The organism is Sphingobium herbicidovorans (assembly GCF_002080435.1).
Classification (GTDB): Bacteria; Pseudomonadota; Alphaproteobacteria; order Sphingomonadales; family Sphingomonadaceae; genus Sphingobium; species Sphingobium herbicidovorans.
On record NZ_CP020538.1, the window covers coordinates 913,618 to 927,534 of the forward strand.

Sequence of the window (13,917 nt, forward strand, 5' to 3'; positions counted from 1 at the left end):
AATGTCCGAGGTTGGCCGCTAACAGACAAGGTCCACAAAAAAGCGCCCCAGCCTTCCAGCCAGAGCGCCTTGCACCACCCTTCACGCCACCGCTCAGGCCGCCTTGCGCGCCTTCACCAGCTTCTTCAGCAGCATGTCCCGCTTCAACCGGGACAGGTGATCGATGAACAACACGCCCTGCAGATGATCCATCTCATGCTGCAGGCAGGTCGCCAGCAGCCCTTCCAGCCGCTCCTCATGAATGCGCCCATCGCGGTCCATCCAACTGGCGCGAATCGATGCGGGCCGCTCGACCTCGGCAAATTGTTCAGGGACCGAGAGACAGCCTTCATTATAGACGGACAGCTCGTCCGACCCGTCGAGTATCTCGGGATTGATGAACACCATCGGCTTTTTGACCGCGGGCGCGCCTTCCTCATCCGATTCGGGTTCCTGCAGGTCGATCACAAGCACGCGCTTGGGCACACCCACCTGTATGGCGGCCAAGCCGATGCCCGGCGCGTCATACATCGTCTCGAACATATCGTCGATCAGACGCTGCAAATCGTCATCGATCGCCTCCACCGGAGACGAGATGGTACGCAGGCGCGGATCGGGCGCCTCCAGGATGGGAAGAATGGCCATGACCGTAAAATAATCCGACAGCGCCGAAAATTCAAGCGACCGCCAAATTCACCCAACAGGCCGGCGCGCGCGCAACGCCTGCGCCAGCGTGCCTTCGTCCAGATAGTCCAGCTCGCCGCCCACCGGCACGCCATGGGCCAGCTGTGTCAGCCGCACCGGGAACTGTTCCAGCCGCTCGGCCAGATAATGAGCGGTCGTCTGGCCCTCCAGCGTGGCGTTCATCGCCAGCACCACCTCGTCAATGCCGCCCGCGCTGACCCGCGCGACCAGGGCGTCGATGGAAAGATCCTCTGGCCTCACCCCCTCCAGCGCCGACAGCCGCCCGCCCAGCACATGGAAGCGCCCTGGGAACAGCCGCGACTTGTCCAGCGCCCACAGGTCCGCCACATCCTCCACCACGCACAGCGCTCGCGCATCCCGCCTGGCGTCGGCACAGATGCCGCAAGGATCGACCGTATCGACATTTCCGCATATACCGCATGTCACCAGCCGGTCGTTCACCGCATCCAATGCCCGCAGCAACGGCTCCAGCGCGCTTTCGCGCTTCTTGAGCAGGTGCAGGACAGCACGCCGCGCGGAACGCGGGCCAAGGCCGGGCAGGCGAGACAGCGCCTGCGTCAGCGCGTCGATTTCGGAAGAAGCCATGGAACCGAGATAGGGGCTTGCAAGTCCGGGGTCAAAAGGGTTGAGAGGCCGCCATGCGCATCATCTATATGGGAACCCCCGATTTCGCCGTCCCCGCGCTCACCGCGCTGGCAAAGGCGGGCCATGAGATCGTGGCTGCCTACAGCCAGCCGCCCCGCCCGGCCGGACGCGGCAAGGCGCTACGGCCCTCCCCCGTGCACAGCCAGGCCGAACAGATGGGCATCGAAGTGCGCACGCCGCTCTCCCTGAAAGATGCCGAGGTTCAGGCCGCCTTCGCCGCGCTCAAGCCCGATGTAGCGGTAGTCGCCGCCTACGGCCTCATCCTACCCCTGCCCATTCTGAACGCCCCCCGCTTCGGCTGTCTCAACATCCACGCCTCCCTCCTGCCACGCTGGCGTGGAGCAGCGCCGATCCAGCGCGCGATCCTGTCGGGCGATAATGTTAGCGGCGTGACGATCATGGACATGGAAGCCGGGCTCGACACCGGCCCTATGCGCGCCAAGCATGTGACGCCGATCGAAGACAAGACCGCAGGCGCGCTGACCGAGGAACTGGCGCTGGCAGGGGCGGAACTGATGGTCGAAGTGCTGGACGATCTCGCCGCGCATCCTCCGGTGCCCCAGCCGGAAGAAGGCGTCACCTACGCGTCGAAAATCGACAAGGCCGAATCGCGCATCGACTTCTCCCGCGACGCGCACCAGATCGAGCGGCAGGTCCGCGCCTTCAATCCTTTCCCCGGCGCATTCTTCGAATATCGGGGCGAACGCTTCCGCATTCTCGCCGCCCATGTGGAGGAGCATGAAGGCACGCCGGGCGAATTGCTGGACAACAGCCTGCTTATCGGCTGCGGCCACGGCGCAATCCGCCCCACCCTCATCCAGCGCGCAGGCAAGGGCGCGATGTCGCCCGGCGAACTCCTGCGGGGCTACGACATGCCAGCCGGGTCGCGTGTCGATGGCTAAACTCGCCCTCCTGAACCGCCATCCCAGCGAAAGCTGGGATCTCAGGCGAAATTGCGCGCCCGCTCCCCAGATCCCAGCGTTCGCTGGCATGACGGCGGTAGTGGTTCGGACGACCCAACCCGCCCAATGACCCGCTTCGCCTTCACCGTGGAATTTGACGGCCGCCCCTTCATGGGCTGGCAGCGGCAGGCGCACGGCCCCAGCGTCCAGCAAGCCTTGGAAGACGCCATCCACGCCGTCACCGGCGAACAGGCCGTTATCCACGCCGCAGGCCGCACCGACGCAGGCGTCCACGGCCTTGCCATGCGCGCCCACGCAGACATAGCAAAGCCCCTCACGCCCTTCCGCCTGACGGAAGCGATGAACGCCCGCCTGCGTCCGCATCCGGTCGCCATCCTTGCCTGCGATGTCGTGCCGGACGACTGGCACGCCCGCTTCTCCTGCATGGGGCGCGCCTATGTCTATCGAATCGCCAACCGCCGCGCGCCGCTGACCTTCGAAAACGGCCTCGTCTGGCGCGTCATCCAGCCGCTCGACGCCGACGCAATGCAGAAGGCCGCACAGCTTCTGGTTGGTCGCCACGACTTCACCACCTTCCGCTCCGCCCATTGCCAGGCGGAAAGCCCGCTCAAGTCGCTCGACCGCCTTGATGTCGAACGCGATGGCGACCGCATCGCCATCCACGCCGAAGCGCGTTCCTTCCTTCATCATCAGGTGCGTTCGATGGTGGGTTGCCTCGCTCTGGTCGGCATGGGCCGCTGGACCTTGGACGACATGCGCGCCGCCCGCGACGCCAGGGACCGCGCGGCCCTCGGCCTCAACGCACCGCCCGACGGCCTCTACTTCGTGAACGCCCGTTACCCGGACCAATAAGTCCGGTCAGAGCTGCGTGCGGAACGGCGTGAAATTCGTATGCTCGTCATAGACGTCCAGTCCTTCGGCCCGCTTCAGCCCGTTGACCACCATGTAGGTCACCGGCGTCAGCACCGCTTCCCACAGGACTTTCAGCATCCAGTTGGTGACCATGACCGTCAGCACCTGTTGCGTGGTCCAGACGCCAAGGAAAGCGAGCGGATAGAAAAGCAGGCTGTCGACCCCCTGCCCCACGATGGTCGATCCGATCGTACGCATCCACAAATGCTTGCCCTGCGTCAGCAGCTTCATCTTCGCCAGCACGAAGCTGTTGGTGAACTCGCCCGCCCAAAAGGCAGCCAGCGAGGCGAACACGATGCGCCACGTGCTGCCGAATACGGCCTCATAGGCCTTTTGATCCGGCCAGCCCTCCGCCGGGGGCAGCTTCACGACCACCCAGCTCATAAGCGCCATGAACAGCATCGCGCCGAACCCAGCCCAAACGCAGCGCCGTGCGCGCGCATAGCCATAGACTTCGGTGAGTACGTCGCCCAGCACATAGCCCAGCGGAAAGAACAGGATGCCCGCGCCAAAGGTGAAGCCAAAGAGCGTCGATAACTTTGCCGCCCCGATCAGGTTCGACAGCAGCAGGATCGCCACAAATGCTGCGATGAAAAAATCGAAATAGCGCATGGGCCGCTGCGAAAGCGCCTGCGCATCGATTTTCCGAACCCCCATATCGGCCATGGCACCCTGCATATCCGCCCCCGGTGCAAATGCAATGCCCCGCCGTTGCACGGAAACGCAAGCCCGGCTATCGAAGCCCCCGTGCGGCCCCGTAGCTCAGCTGGATAGAGCATTCGCCTTCTAAGCGAATGGTCGCAGGTTCGAATCCTGCCGGGGTCGCCAAAAACAACTTTCCCATTCGCTCCATAGCGTACCGTAAGTGCTTTGATTTCGGCGGTTTTCTGCGATATATAAGACCCCGCCCTGTCCGGTTTCGTCGGTTGGAGAACGACCACATAAGACCGATTTGGGGGCACATCTGGGGGCCATAATTGGTGGGTCTCCATATCGCAGGAAGGATGGCCCCCAGTGGCGCTAACAGATATCGCGATCAAGGCGGCAAAGGCGAAAGAGAAGCCCTACAAGATGGGCGACGCCGGCGGCCTGTTCCTCCTTGTGCAGCCTACAGGCGGGAAACTGTGGCGGCTCAAATATCGGATAGAAGGTAAAGAGAAGAAGCTGGCGCTTGGCGCCTACCCGGATGTTGGCTTGGCCGACGCCCGCAAGCGGAGAGACAATGCCAAGGCAGAACTGGCCGACGGTAAAGATCCTGCGCGGGAAAAGGTACGGCGGAAGGAGCGGAGCAAGATCGCATCGGGTAATAGCTTTTCGATCGTTGCCGCGGAGTTCATCAACAAACGGATAAAGGAGGGCTGGTCGCCTCCTACGCAGGCGAAGGCTGCCTATCTGATGGCCTACCTGACTCCTGTCATCGGCCGCATTCCGGTCTCAGACATCACACCAATCGATCTGTTGCCGATTTTTAAGCGTGCCGAGGCCAAAGGCAACCTGGAGACTGCCCGCCGTCTGATGCAGCTTTGCAGCCAAATTTTCCGATATGCCATCGCCACCGCTCGCCTCGCATCCGACCCTACGCGCGACCTTCGCGGCGCAATAACCGCGTCCAAGCCGAAGCATCACGGCGCCATCATCGATCCGGTGAAGGTGGGCGAGTTGCTGCGCGCGATCGACGGCTACAGCGGACACTATGTGTGTCGCTACGCGCTGAAGCTAGCCCCGCATCTATTTGTGCGGCCGGGGGAGCTGCGATTTGCCGAATGGGCTGAACTGGATCTTGGTGCAGCCGTCTACACTGTTAGGGTTGAATGCCGCTGCCGACGTGAAGCGTTTTTTGAGGCGCACGGGCTGTGGTGGAAATTTCAGCGGAAAAGCTGGAGCGATGATTTTCGAGAGGCCAAGCACCGCTTCTACTGCAAGTCCTGCTCACAGCGATACGGGCGAAAGGTGCGGCCGGTCATCATGGAGACAAGCGACCAACCCGCGCGTCATCACTTTCCGCTTCCGGATGAACGAGAATGGAAGCGGGCGGTAAGCCGCTTCAGAGGATAGTGAAATGAGCATCAAGGCTGTTCCAGAGGAACTTTTCGACGTTCCTGACGACCTGTCGCCAGGCGAATACCGCCACGTCTGCGCACAGATCGCGATCCAAGCAGTCACCTACGCAATGGGCTCACGTGAGGTGAAGGAAGGGCATGCATCGATTGCTATGCCGATGCTGGTCGAAGCGCTGGCTATGGGCATTGCCATGCTCATCAGCGCGGATGAACAACAGAAAACCCCGCGGGACATCCGGTTGTCAGGTGAGCATTTTGGTAAGTTGATCGGCGGGTTCGCGGCCATCTTTCATCAAAATGATGACACCACAGGTGATCAGTTGATGGATATGCTTGGTGTAGAGCGATCAAAACTCAACTAGAGAATCAATTAATACGTGAATTTTTCGGTTGAGGTTTCTCGATTTAATTTGCTTCTACGCGCGCCCTCTCGTTTTGTGCTAAACTCCTTCGCCACAATCGAAGGAATCGCCGATGACGGACGATGTAGAATTTTGGCCGCTGAAGGTAGTCGTGCAGAAGGTGGGCCTCAGCAAGACGGAGATCTACCGCCGGGCGGCCGAGGGCACCTTCCCCAAGTCCCGCGATTACCGCGACGGCGGCATTCGAAAATTTTGGCTGTCAACGGAAGTGCGAGCTTGGCAGGACGCTATCATCGCGGGCCAGTGAGAGCGGCTATGTGCATCCTGGAAGAAACTGAGTTCTGGCCGCTGAGGAAAGTCCTGCAACGAGTAGGACTTAGTAAAACGGAGATCTACCGCAGGATAGCCGAAAACCGCTTCCCGACAGGCAGATCCTATGGTGACGGTGGAAAAAAGAAGTTCTGGCTCTCGACCGAGATCAAGGCATGGCAGGACGCCGTTTTAAGGAGCAACGACAAGGCATAGCGGTGAGCCCGTCCGTGCAACGTCCCAGGTGGCAGCAGCTAGTTGCTGAACTGGCTAATCGGTCAAACTGTTTTTGAACTAGGAATCACCCATGGCTGACGACATAGAATTTTGGCCGCTAAAGGTTGTGGTTCAGAAGGTAGGCCTTAGCCAAGCCGAAGTGTACCGGCGGATGTCCGAAGGGCGGTTTCCCAGAAACTATGATTACCGGGATGGAGGTACGCGCAAGTTCTGGTTGGCGTCCGACGTTCGAGCCTGGCAGCAGCAGATTCTCGATGCTCAGCGGAATCCGCGGGACCCCTTATAGCCGTTCACTCGATTAACCAGCGCCGCAACCTCGGCCGGGCTGATCTCCTCATTCCATCGGCAGCCATCGTTTGCGGAGAAACGAACAGCCCACATATTCGGCAAGTCCGCCGCGTGACACATGACCGGCTCGCTCACTTCCATGGATACCGTTTCACTGAATCGGCACATTGACATGCAGGCGTCGACGTTGCGGGTTGTCGTCAGTAGCCCTTGCACCGGACCATCTACGCCCCAGTACGTGCCGAGGCTATAGAAACGCCAATTTCCCCAATAATTCGTGTAGGTGACCAGCCGGTAGATGGTGGCGCCGGTCTTCTTGTCGACGCTGGCATTTACCCAGGTATCGGATTCATTCAACATCCCGCCCCCGCCGCCCTTGGTCCTGTGTGCCTTCCTCGTGGTGAACATGGTCACCGGCGACATGGGATCATCGATGACCTGGGCGTTAGCTTCTCCATCCTCGCGCGATTTTTCTCCAGCGAGCCGGCCGCGGCAGGTGACGCCGTGACGGCGATCGCAGCAGCGATCAGAACGGATTTGCGTTGATTTCTCATCATCTCACCCCTCCTTTAAATAACGCCGCGCACTGCCTGCGCTATCGTATGCATGAAACCGACCTCAAACCCGCCCCATTCTTCCGGTCGCACAATCTCGTGCAGGAAATTGCCCAGAAGCGATGGGCATTCGGTTTCTCGCAGCAATGAAATTATCTGGCATGCGGCAACTCCCCCGATCTCGCAATCATCCGCGTAATTGCCTGAGCGCGTCGACTGCCATGAAAAGCATTCCGTGATTCGGCTGCTAGTGTCCATATTCCCCCCAATAACTGCGAATCGGTTCGCATGGAGAAACTTCATTGAAACTAGTGATGGAGTCAAAAACTATATTGTCCCATTTGCACCATGTCGTCTCATACGTACTTTAACAATTCACTTATTACGTGATTTTACTTGTGATCTTTATTTTGATATTTCGGTGGAAGGGGAAACGTGGAAAGGAAGATAGACGCATGATTCCTCTAATGATGATCGGGACGGGTCTGAGCCGACGTCGCACATCTACATCCCTGACGGCCCCTTCCCCAGTCGTGGTCACCGACGACCCCTACGCCTATAACAACTCCCTGATGATGACATTCAGCGGGTCGAACGGCTCCACCAGTTTCACGGATGCAAGCCGCTGGGCGCACGGATCGATCACCGCTAATGGCAACGCGCAGATACAGTCGAACAAACTGGAGTTGGACGGGACAGGTGACTTCGTTCTGGTGCCGCGCAATACGGGCGATAGTTTCGATTTCACCCCCACATCGGAGTTCACCTGTGAGGTGTTCGGCCTGGAAATCGACTCCACCTCTACCCGGCAGTTCATCTGCGGGTTCGACAATCACCAATCGATCAACGGGGCGCGGGATTGGCGACTAATTTACGATGGCACCACCGGCGAGTTGATGGTCGAAGTGGTGCCGAGCGGCCTTAATGCTGGGACAGTCTATCAGGCCAAGGTTTCGTGGACCCCCGCGGCCGCCACGGCCTATGACATTGCCTGGTCATGGGACGGGGCCAATATCCGGCTTTATGTCGATGGCGTTTTCAAGGCGAAGGTCGCTAACACGCTGCGCTCCAGCGTTCCCTCCACGGTGCAGAATTTCCGTATCGGATCACAGCGCTATCTCGGCACCGACAACGAGTTCCTGGATGGTCGAATCGCCGCCATCCGCCTGACGCGCGGCAAGGCGCGCATGACCTCCGAAACGGTCTACACCCGCCACGCGCTACCGCTCGCCACCAGCGGCACGACTTCGGACCCCTATTTCCAATACACCCGGCTTGTTCTCTACGGCGAAGGCGCGGACGGTAACCAGTCGTTCCGTGATCACAGTGCGAGTGACAGGCCGCTCACGGCGCAGGGGGCGGTGGAGAATGACACCGGGGTCGATGTCAATGGGACGCCCTCGATCAAGTTAGGCAGCAACGCCGACTATATCCGGGGTGACTACGATCCCTCGCTACTTCTGGCTGGCTTGGACTTCTGCATGGAGGCGTTTGTCAAATGCACAGACAGCGCCAACTGGAACATCCTACTCGGGCGCCGCAATACATCCAATAACTTCTATTTTGGGATCAATGCGGGCAAGTTCCGCTGGGACTTTTTTAACGGTTCCAGCGCGGTCGGCACGGTGACAGGGGCGACAACGCTATCGACAAACACCGTCTATCATCTGTGCGCCATCCGCACGATTTCCGACAACAAGCTGTATCTGTTTGTTGATGGGGCATTGGATGGCAGCGCCATTTACTCGGGCGCGCGCACCGAAAACAGCGAGCATCTTGGCATCGGTCACGATTGGGGCGGCTCCACACGCTATTTCCGGGGCGCCGCCAACTGGGCGCGGATCACCATAGGCCACAGCCGCTACAGCACCTCAGGCTTCACGCCGCCGAGCGTGCCTTATCTGCTGGCGTAGCCCGGCGTTTAGCCGCTCAGATTCTTATTGCAATTGGGCAACGACTAAACCCAACTTCGTCATAGTGGTTGAGAGGGGGACTCAATGAAGAAATCACCTCGATTGACATGAAGGTGGGCACTGTCCGCAATTTCATGGTCTTCAATGATGTGGTGGAACGTGGCGAAGTGATCATGCGTCGCGGCTCGCCGGTTAAAGCAACCGTCTCCTGGCGAACCGGCAAGGGCATCGTCGGCAAATCGGCCAAGTTCGAATTGACCTTCAACTCGGTTCGTTCGGGCGGTAGAGATTGGGCATTGCGCGGTACGGTTCGTCAGGAAGGCCGCGGCAACACTACGGGCGCGCTATTAGGAGCGACATTCATCACCGGCCGCTCGGCCGTTATCACGCCTGGTCAGCTCATCAACGTTTTCACCGCGGAGGAAATCAGCCTTCAGCCGCAGCGCGCGGCTTATGGGGCACCACGGCCAGCCGTTCAGGCGCCGGTCCAACCTGCGGGGATAAATCCCAATTCCGCGATTAGGTGCATTACCTGTTGATCGGGTCTAAGAGCCGGAAATGGATGCATCATTGATCGGTGAGGGTGCGGTAACCCGCGACTGGCAAGCTGTGGACAGAGATTTTCGGAATTACGGATTTCTAGCCACCGAAGCAGATGCTTTTCGTTTTCACTTCCGGGAGCTGTTGGCGGATTGGTTCAGCCTTGCTGAGCGCATTAATGCGTTGGGCCAGCGCATGTATGTTGAATGCTCGGATCTTCTGCCTGGCCAGCGGGTGTTAAGCCCCACTTCGCTCGGCCTTCAAATGATGCCTCGCTGTCTCAGCGGCTTCCAAGGCGCACTGATCCTGGCAGAACGGGGCTTAGGTGTTGAAGCGCAGGCGTTGGTCAGAAGTGTTTTTGAGACTGCCTTCTGGATGGGCTATGTCATTTCGGACCCCACAGTTGCGGTGCCGCAGTTGCGTGGAGAAACTTTAAACAGCGAAATTCGGCTGTTCGAGGCGAGCCTCCGACACCTTTCAGGCATGGGCACCGATAATGAGACCCAAGTTAGAAGCCAGCTTAGTGAGATGAAGGCGGAATACGCCAGATTGCCCAAACCGCCGACAATGGAGAAAATAGCGTCCGCCGCCGGGTATGGTCCCAGCTACTTCTTCTACAAGGATCTATCGGGAGCCGCGACGCATCTTTCGTTGAAATCCATTCACGGTTTTCTTCACCATGACGAAGCGGGGGAGGTCATAGGCCATCAGGTCGGCCCAGATGAAGAGAGCGTCGGAAAGGCTGTGTGGCTTGCCTGTCGAGCGATGACGCTGGCGGTTCATGCACTAGGTCGGCTCCCAGGCTGTTCGGCTTATAGTAGCGAGCTGGACCCCTTAAATCACGAACTAGGGCAGCTTAAGCCATATGAGCCGGTGGAACGAAACTGTTGACTAAATAGCAGTGCTCGCCGAGAGCGGCCCGCTATTTGCCCCTCTAGCCGTGGTTCTCAGCCTCTCAATGATCTCCATGCCTACTTTGGTTGAGATACCTCGACTTGCTCACCATGAAAGGTGCGGCTGGCCTGAGAAGGGCTGCGACTGCGTTCTTGTTCACGGAAAGCTTGAGATGCTGAAAGGCGAGCGGGAGGGCTTGGGGCCGAGAAAAGAGAAGATTCAAGCACTCTACAGCGCAGCAAAAACTGAAAACAATCTGGAGGCCGCCTTCGAACTGGTCGATCTTATTTATAGCGGTGAGGTCGAAGAAAAGCTCATTGATAGCTTTTTCGAAGGAGGCGTAGCGCCCATTTTTGTCCTTCCGCACCCCGCTTTTGTTGTCGAGAGAAATCTTACCCCTGAGGTCGTTCCATCGGCCGGGCCCACCAACGCGCTTCCCTTCGCGTACGCAGCCCGGCTGCAACAAGCGATCGGCGGCGAAGTTGACAGCGATATCGTGCAAGCTGCTCGCGTAGGCCGTACGGCACTGAACCGCTTCCAGCGTTTCTTATGGCAGCCACAATTTGTAGGTGACGTACGCACAGATCGCCCCTATGTACTTGTGGATGATGCAGTGACGATCGGAGGTACGGTTGCCGCGCTTTGCAGCCATATTGTACGGGCTGGCGGAACGGTCGCAGCTGTAACTGCGTTGGCACATAAAAGCGGACAGCATCAACCGCTGGCGTTAACCAACCGTACACGGCATTTGCTCGATACGGTATATACGGTGGGAATTGCGCAGCTCTGGAAGGAGGCGATTGGACATGAGATTGACTGCCTTACAGAGCCTGAGGGCGCTTTTCTCCTGGAATGGGCAAACGAACATCACGGATCAGGAGACGGGCACTCGCGATTACTCGCCCTCCGAACTCGCTTGCTTAAGGCAAGGGATCAAGGCGAATAACGCTGCTGCCTCGCAGTTGGCCGCGGATCGCGGTTATAAGCGGAATTCCCGAGCTTCTCAGCTTCGCTGAATTAGTGCTGCGATGGCCCGGCAGCCAAGCTGGGTACCGCCAAGTCGGATTCGTGCTGCCGTGCCTTTGCCCAAGGCATAGCGAACTTGCATTCGCATCAAGGTTTCAGCCTTCAAACCGAACGCGTACTCGAAACGAATAGCCATATCAGCCGACAGGGCAGCCCGGCCGTTGACGAGCGCGCTGATCGGTTGACGCCGAACGCCGCAGCCAGATCGTTGATCGAAATGCCACGGGCTTCGACAATCTCGGTCTTCAGCCACTCTCCGGCGTGAATCGCGAACGATGGGTGAATGTTGATGGCCATGAGCGATTCGCCGGTTGCTTTCTCAGATCTGCGAACACCATCCTAGCAGAGATCGTCGCCTGGTTCAGGATGCTATGAACCGGTGATCTGATTCGCAGAAGTTGGCCGCCGAGCGACGTTGCTATGTAGAGGTAGCGTTTCGCTTTGGGGGCCACATTGGGGGCCATCCGAAATTCCGCGACGTAATTTTACTGGTAATTTGAGCTACTTCACGCCACCTTTAAGGTTCCTGCCGGGGTCGCCATCCGCTGCCGCTACAGGCGCCAGCCCATCAGCAGCATCACCAGCCCGGCGATCAGGATCGCAAGAGCCAGGAAGCCCCAGCCCCAGTCCAGCCCGTTCCTATTCGCCATCGAGCGAACTGTCGAACGGCCGCGCCCGCAGCAGCAGGTCGTCGGTCACCGTCATCGTGAAAATCGGGTCAGCATCGGCGGGCACTTCGGCAATCGCATCGACAAAGGCCGCCCGCGTCTCCGGCTCGTCATAGACCATCTTCTGGTCGAACGCGGCACGCCATGTCTCCTCGTCCGGCCATTCCGCATAGCCGACGAAGCGCCCGTCCGCATCACGATGCAGGCGGGAGCCATAGCTTCCATATTTCTCACGGATCAGGTCGGTCCCACGCCGCCATGCCGCGCGGAACTGATCTTCCTTCCCGGGATGCACCCGCCACCAATAGACCGCGACGAACATCGCACCTCTCCTTCACAGGAAGTAATGATGCGCGCGGCCAAAGGTTGCCATGCCCTTCCTCCCGTTCGGGCTGAGCTTGTCGAAGCCTTCAACAGGCTCTGGACGGGCTCAAAGAACCGACTGGCCGGTCTTTTCCCAGTCAGCCAGGAAGCCCGCAATGCCCTTTTCAGTCAGCACATGGTTGAACAGCGCCTTGATGACCGAAGGCGGGGCGGTCATCACGTCAGCGCCGATCTTCGCGCTTTCCAGCACATGGATGGGATGCCGCACGCTCGCCACCAGAATTTCGGTATCGAACGCATAATTGTCGTAAATCAGGCGGATGTCCTCGATCAGCTTCATGCCGTCGAAGCCATTATCGTCATGCCGCCCGACGAAGGGCGAAATGAAGCTCGCGCCGGCCTTCGCCGCCAGCAGCGCCTGATTGGCCGAAAAGCAGAGGGTGACGTTCACCATCACGCCTTCGCTGGTCAGCGCCTTGCAGGTCTTGAGGCCATCGATGGTCAGCGGCACCTTGATGCAGACATTGTCCGCGATCTTCCGCAGGACGGCGGCTTCCTTCATCATCGTCTCATGGTCAAGCGCGACGACCTCCGCCGATACGGGACCATCCACGATGCCGCAGATTTCCTCGACCACTTCGACAAACTTGCGGCCCGACTTGTGGATCAAGGACGGGTTGGTCGTGACGCCGTCGAGCAGGCCCGTGGCGGCAAGATCGCGGATTTCGTTGGTGTCGGCGGTATCGACGAAGAACTTCATGGGAATGCTCCGGGGCGGGATGTGCGAATCGCCTCCCCTTTAGCGGCTGATCCCCGGTTTAGCCATTATTGCCAGCGGCGGGCTTTGCGGAAACAGCTCCGTAACATAAGAGGGCCGCGCCGTTCCAAAGGACCGATCCATGTACTGCCTTCTGCGCCCGCGCCACATTTCGGGTGCTCTCGCCATCCTTGCGTCCGCCGTCGCCCTGCCCGTCCAGGCGGCCACCGAAGAAACGCAGGCATGGATCACCGAATCGCTCACGATCGCCGCGACCCGGACGGACACCGTCACTCTGGACCTTAGCCAGCGCTTTCGCCGCGACAGCTCCAATGGAGAGCAGCAGACAGCCCGCATCCTGCTCGATCATCGCATAGCCAAAGGGCTTCAGGTCGGCGGCGGCATCGCCTTCTTCCATTCCGGGCCGGAACAGGAGCTACGCCTTTTCCAGCAGGTCACCGCCACGCGCGGCATCTTCAATGCCCGCACCCGCCTCGAGCAACGCTTCTTCGACACGACGGACGAAGCTAGCTGGCGGCTGCGCCAGCGCGTTCAGGCGGCCATCCCGCTCGGCTCCGCCAGGGGCCCGGCGCTCATCACTGCGGCAGAGTTTTTTGTCCACCTCAACCGCGCCCGGCCCGGCGACAGGACCGGCCTTGCCGTCATGCGGCATCAGATCGGCCTGCGCCAACCGCTCGGCAAGTCGCTCGATGCGCAGCTTCTCTACATGCGTCAGCAGACGTTCCGGGAAGGCCGCCCCGACGCAGTCGTCCATGTTCCCTGGCTCACGCTCAACTGGAAAATCTAGGTGATCCGCCTTG

The 13,917-nt window shown here is 59.5% G+C and carries 19 protein-coding genes and 1 tRNA gene; 13 read left to right on the plus strand and 7 right to left on the minus strand.

All coding sequences use genetic code 11. The annotated features are described in order from the left end of the window. Positions 1-93 precede the first annotated feature (93 nt). Both def and recR read right to left on the minus strand, forming a co-directional pair. The gene (gene def, locus B6S01_RS04405) at positions 94-624 is read right to left on the minus strand and encodes a peptide deformylase (RefSeq protein ID WP_037461621.1); all 531 of its coding nucleotides are present in this window, start codon (positions 622-624) and stop codon (positions 94-96) included. Between the two features lie 48 nt (positions 625-672). Next, the gene (gene recR, locus B6S01_RS04410; RefSeq protein ID WP_037461619.1) at positions 673-1,269 is read right to left on the minus strand and encodes a recombination mediator RecR; all 597 of its coding nucleotides are present in this window, start codon (positions 1,267-1,269) and stop codon (positions 673-675) included. A 53-nt stretch (positions 1,270-1,322) separates the two neighbouring features. Here recR and fmt point away from each other — a divergent pair, with 53 nt between their 5' ends. Both fmt and truA read left to right on the plus strand, forming a co-directional pair. Continuing rightward, positions 1,323-2,231, plus strand: a complete 909-nt coding sequence (fmt, locus tag B6S01_RS04415; protein ID WP_037461617.1) for a methionyl-tRNA formyltransferase — start codon at positions 1,323-1,325, stop codon at positions 2,229-2,231. A gap of 126 nt (positions 2,232-2,357) precedes the next feature. Continuing rightward, positions 2,358-3,104, plus strand: a complete 747-nt coding sequence (truA, locus tag B6S01_RS04420) for a tRNA pseudouridine(38-40) synthase TruA (protein ID WP_037461615.1) — start codon at positions 2,358-2,360, stop codon at positions 3,102-3,104. 6 nt (positions 3,105-3,110) lie between these two features. Here truA and B6S01_RS04425 read toward each other — a convergent pair whose 3' ends face one another. Further along, positions 3,111-3,830, minus strand: coding sequence for a queuosine precursor transporter (locus B6S01_RS04425; RefSeq protein WP_037462265.1), 720 nt, complete (start codon positions 3,828-3,830; stop codon positions 3,111-3,113). A gap of 85 nt (positions 3,831-3,915) precedes the next feature. Here B6S01_RS04425 and B6S01_RS04430 point away from each other — a divergent pair. From B6S01_RS04430 to B6S01_RS22100, 6 genes are all read left to right on the plus strand, one after another. Continuing rightward, positions 3,916-3,992 (plus strand) — tRNA-Arg (locus tag B6S01_RS04430). Positions 3,993-4,178: 186 nt separating this feature from the next. Then, entirely contained in the window at positions 4,179-5,219 is a 1,041-nt protein-coding gene (locus B6S01_RS04435) for a tyrosine-type recombinase/integrase (RefSeq protein WP_051907915.1), read from the plus strand. Positions 5,220-5,223: 4 nt separating this feature from the next. After that, positions 5,224-5,586: a hypothetical protein gene (locus tag B6S01_RS04440; protein ID WP_037461614.1), complete on the plus strand. Its 363-nt coding sequence runs from the start codon at positions 5,224-5,226 to the stop codon at positions 5,584-5,586. Between the two features lie 112 nt (positions 5,587-5,698). Continuing rightward, entirely contained in the window at positions 5,699-5,893 is a 195-nt protein-coding gene (locus tag B6S01_RS04445; RefSeq protein ID WP_037461613.1) for a helix-turn-helix transcriptional regulator, read from the plus strand. 8 nt (positions 5,894-5,901) lie between these two features. Next, positions 5,902-6,111, plus strand: coding sequence for a helix-turn-helix transcriptional regulator (locus B6S01_RS22095; RefSeq protein WP_197053189.1), 210 nt, complete (start codon positions 5,902-5,904; stop codon positions 6,109-6,111). 172 nt (positions 6,112-6,283) lie between these two features. After that, positions 6,284-6,418: a hypothetical protein gene (locus tag B6S01_RS22100; RefSeq protein ID WP_409372955.1), complete on the plus strand. Its 135-nt coding sequence runs from the start codon at positions 6,284-6,286 to the stop codon at positions 6,416-6,418. On the opposite strand, the gene B6S01_RS04460 is transcribed toward B6S01_RS22100, so the two are convergent. Next, entirely contained in the window at positions 6,391-6,843 is a 453-nt protein-coding gene (locus B6S01_RS04460) for a hypothetical protein (protein ID WP_037461612.1), read from the minus strand. The genes B6S01_RS22100 and B6S01_RS04460 overlap by 28 nt on opposite strands. A gap of 586 nt (positions 6,844-7,429) precedes the next feature. Here B6S01_RS04460 and B6S01_RS04470 point away from each other — a divergent pair. The 4 genes from B6S01_RS04470 (at position 7,430) to B6S01_RS04485 (ending at position 11,267) form a co-directional block, all read left to right on the plus strand. Then, positions 7,430-8,887, plus strand: a complete 1,458-nt coding sequence (locus B6S01_RS04470; protein ID WP_081570282.1) for a LamG domain-containing protein — start codon at positions 7,430-7,432, stop codon at positions 8,885-8,887. Between the two features lie 113 nt (positions 8,888-9,000). Further along, entirely contained in the window at positions 9,001-9,426 is a 426-nt protein-coding gene (locus B6S01_RS04475) for a hypothetical protein (RefSeq protein WP_157704807.1), read from the plus strand. Positions 9,427-9,445: 19 nt separating this feature from the next. After that, the gene (locus tag B6S01_RS04480; RefSeq protein WP_037461602.1) at positions 9,446-10,318 is read left to right on the plus strand and encodes a DUF5677 domain-containing protein; all 873 of its coding nucleotides are present in this window, start codon (positions 9,446-9,448) and stop codon (positions 10,316-10,318) included. Positions 10,319-10,493: 175 nt separating this feature from the next. Continuing rightward, positions 10,494-11,267, plus strand: coding sequence for a hypothetical protein (locus tag B6S01_RS04485; protein WP_062792961.1), 774 nt, complete (start codon positions 10,494-10,496; stop codon positions 11,265-11,267). Positions 11,268-11,449: 182 nt separating this feature from the next. On the opposite strand, the gene B6S01_RS21560 is transcribed toward B6S01_RS04485, so the two are convergent. From B6S01_RS21560 to fsa, 3 genes are all read right to left on the minus strand, one after another. Further along, entirely contained in the window at positions 11,450-11,644 is a 195-nt protein-coding gene (locus tag B6S01_RS21560; RefSeq protein WP_231567901.1) for a hypothetical protein, read from the minus strand. Positions 11,645-11,986: 342 nt separating this feature from the next. After that, on the minus strand, positions 11,987-12,337 hold the full coding sequence (locus B6S01_RS04495) for an antibiotic biosynthesis monooxygenase family protein (RefSeq protein ID WP_037461595.1): 351 nt from the start codon (positions 12,335-12,337) through the stop codon (positions 11,987-11,989). Between the two features lie 108 nt (positions 12,338-12,445). Next, a complete protein-coding gene (gene fsa, locus B6S01_RS04500) occupies positions 12,446-13,099 on the minus strand; it encodes a fructose-6-phosphate aldolase (protein ID WP_037461593.1) in 654 nt (217 codons plus the stop codon). Between the two features lie 139 nt (positions 13,100-13,238). Here fsa and B6S01_RS04505 point away from each other — a divergent pair, with 139 nt between their 5' ends. Then, the gene (locus B6S01_RS04505; protein ID WP_037461591.1) at positions 13,239-13,904 is read left to right on the plus strand and encodes a DUF2490 domain-containing protein; all 666 of its coding nucleotides are present in this window, start codon (positions 13,239-13,241) and stop codon (positions 13,902-13,904) included. Positions 13,905-13,917 lie beyond the last annotated feature (13 nt).

What these genes read in the sequence shown, in the direction of transcription:
- B6S01_RS04440 (WP_037461614.1), top strand. Translation starts at nt 5,224, where the DNA reads ATGAGCATCAAGGCTGTTCCAGAGGAACTTTTCGACGTTCCTGACGAC.
- B6S01_RS04445 (WP_037461613.1), top strand. Translation starts at nt 5,699, where the DNA reads ATGACGGACGATGTAGAATTTTGGCCGCTGAAGGTAGTCGTGCAGAAG.
- B6S01_RS04425 (WP_037462265.1), bottom strand. Translation starts at nt 3,830, where the DNA reads ATGGCCGATATGGGGGTTCGGAAAATCGATGCGCAGGCGCTTTCGCAG.
- recR (WP_037461619.1), bottom strand. Translation starts at nt 1,269, where the DNA reads ATGGCTTCTTCCGAAATCGACGCGCTGACGCAGGCGCTGTCTCGCCTG.
- B6S01_RS22095 (WP_197053189.1), top strand. Translation starts at nt 5,902, where the DNA reads ATGTGCATCCTGGAAGAAACTGAGTTCTGGCCGCTGAGGAAAGTCCTG.
- B6S01_RS04480 (WP_037461602.1), top strand. Translation starts at nt 9,446, where the DNA reads ATGGATGCATCATTGATCGGTGAGGGTGCGGTAACCCGCGACTGGCAA.
- B6S01_RS04485 (WP_062792961.1), top strand. Translation starts at nt 10,494, where the DNA reads ATGCTGAAAGGCGAGCGGGAGGGCTTGGGGCCGAGAAAAGAGAAGATT.
- def (WP_037461621.1), bottom strand. Translation starts at nt 624, where the DNA reads ATGGCCATTCTTCCCATCCTGGAGGCGCCCGATCCGCGCCTGCGTACC.
- B6S01_RS04460 (WP_037461612.1), bottom strand. Translation starts at nt 6,843, where the DNA reads ATGTCGCCGGTGACCATGTTCACCACGAGGAAGGCACACAGGACCAAG.
- B6S01_RS22100 (WP_409372955.1), top strand. Translation starts at nt 6,284, where the DNA reads ATGTCCGAAGGGCGGTTTCCCAGAAACTATGATTACCGGGATGGAGGT.
- fsa (WP_037461593.1), bottom strand. Translation starts at nt 13,099, where the DNA reads ATGAAGTTCTTCGTCGATACCGCCGACACCAACGAAATCCGCGATCTT.
- fmt (WP_037461617.1), top strand. Translation starts at nt 1,323, where the DNA reads ATGCGCATCATCTATATGGGAACCCCCGATTTCGCCGTCCCCGCGCTC.
- B6S01_RS21560 (WP_231567901.1), bottom strand. Translation starts at nt 11,644, where the DNA reads ATGGCCATCAACATTCACCCATCGTTCGCGATTCACGCCGGAGAGTGG.
- B6S01_RS04470 (WP_081570282.1), top strand. Translation starts at nt 7,430, where the DNA reads ATGATTCCTCTAATGATGATCGGGACGGGTCTGAGCCGACGTCGCACA.
- B6S01_RS04495 (WP_037461595.1), bottom strand. Translation starts at nt 12,337, where the DNA reads ATGTTCGTCGCGGTCTATTGGTGGCGGGTGCATCCCGGGAAGGAAGAT.
- B6S01_RS04505 (WP_037461591.1), top strand. Translation starts at nt 13,239, where the DNA reads ATGTACTGCCTTCTGCGCCCGCGCCACATTTCGGGTGCTCTCGCCATC.
- truA (WP_037461615.1), top strand. Translation starts at nt 2,358, where the DNA reads ATGACCCGCTTCGCCTTCACCGTGGAATTTGACGGCCGCCCCTTCATG.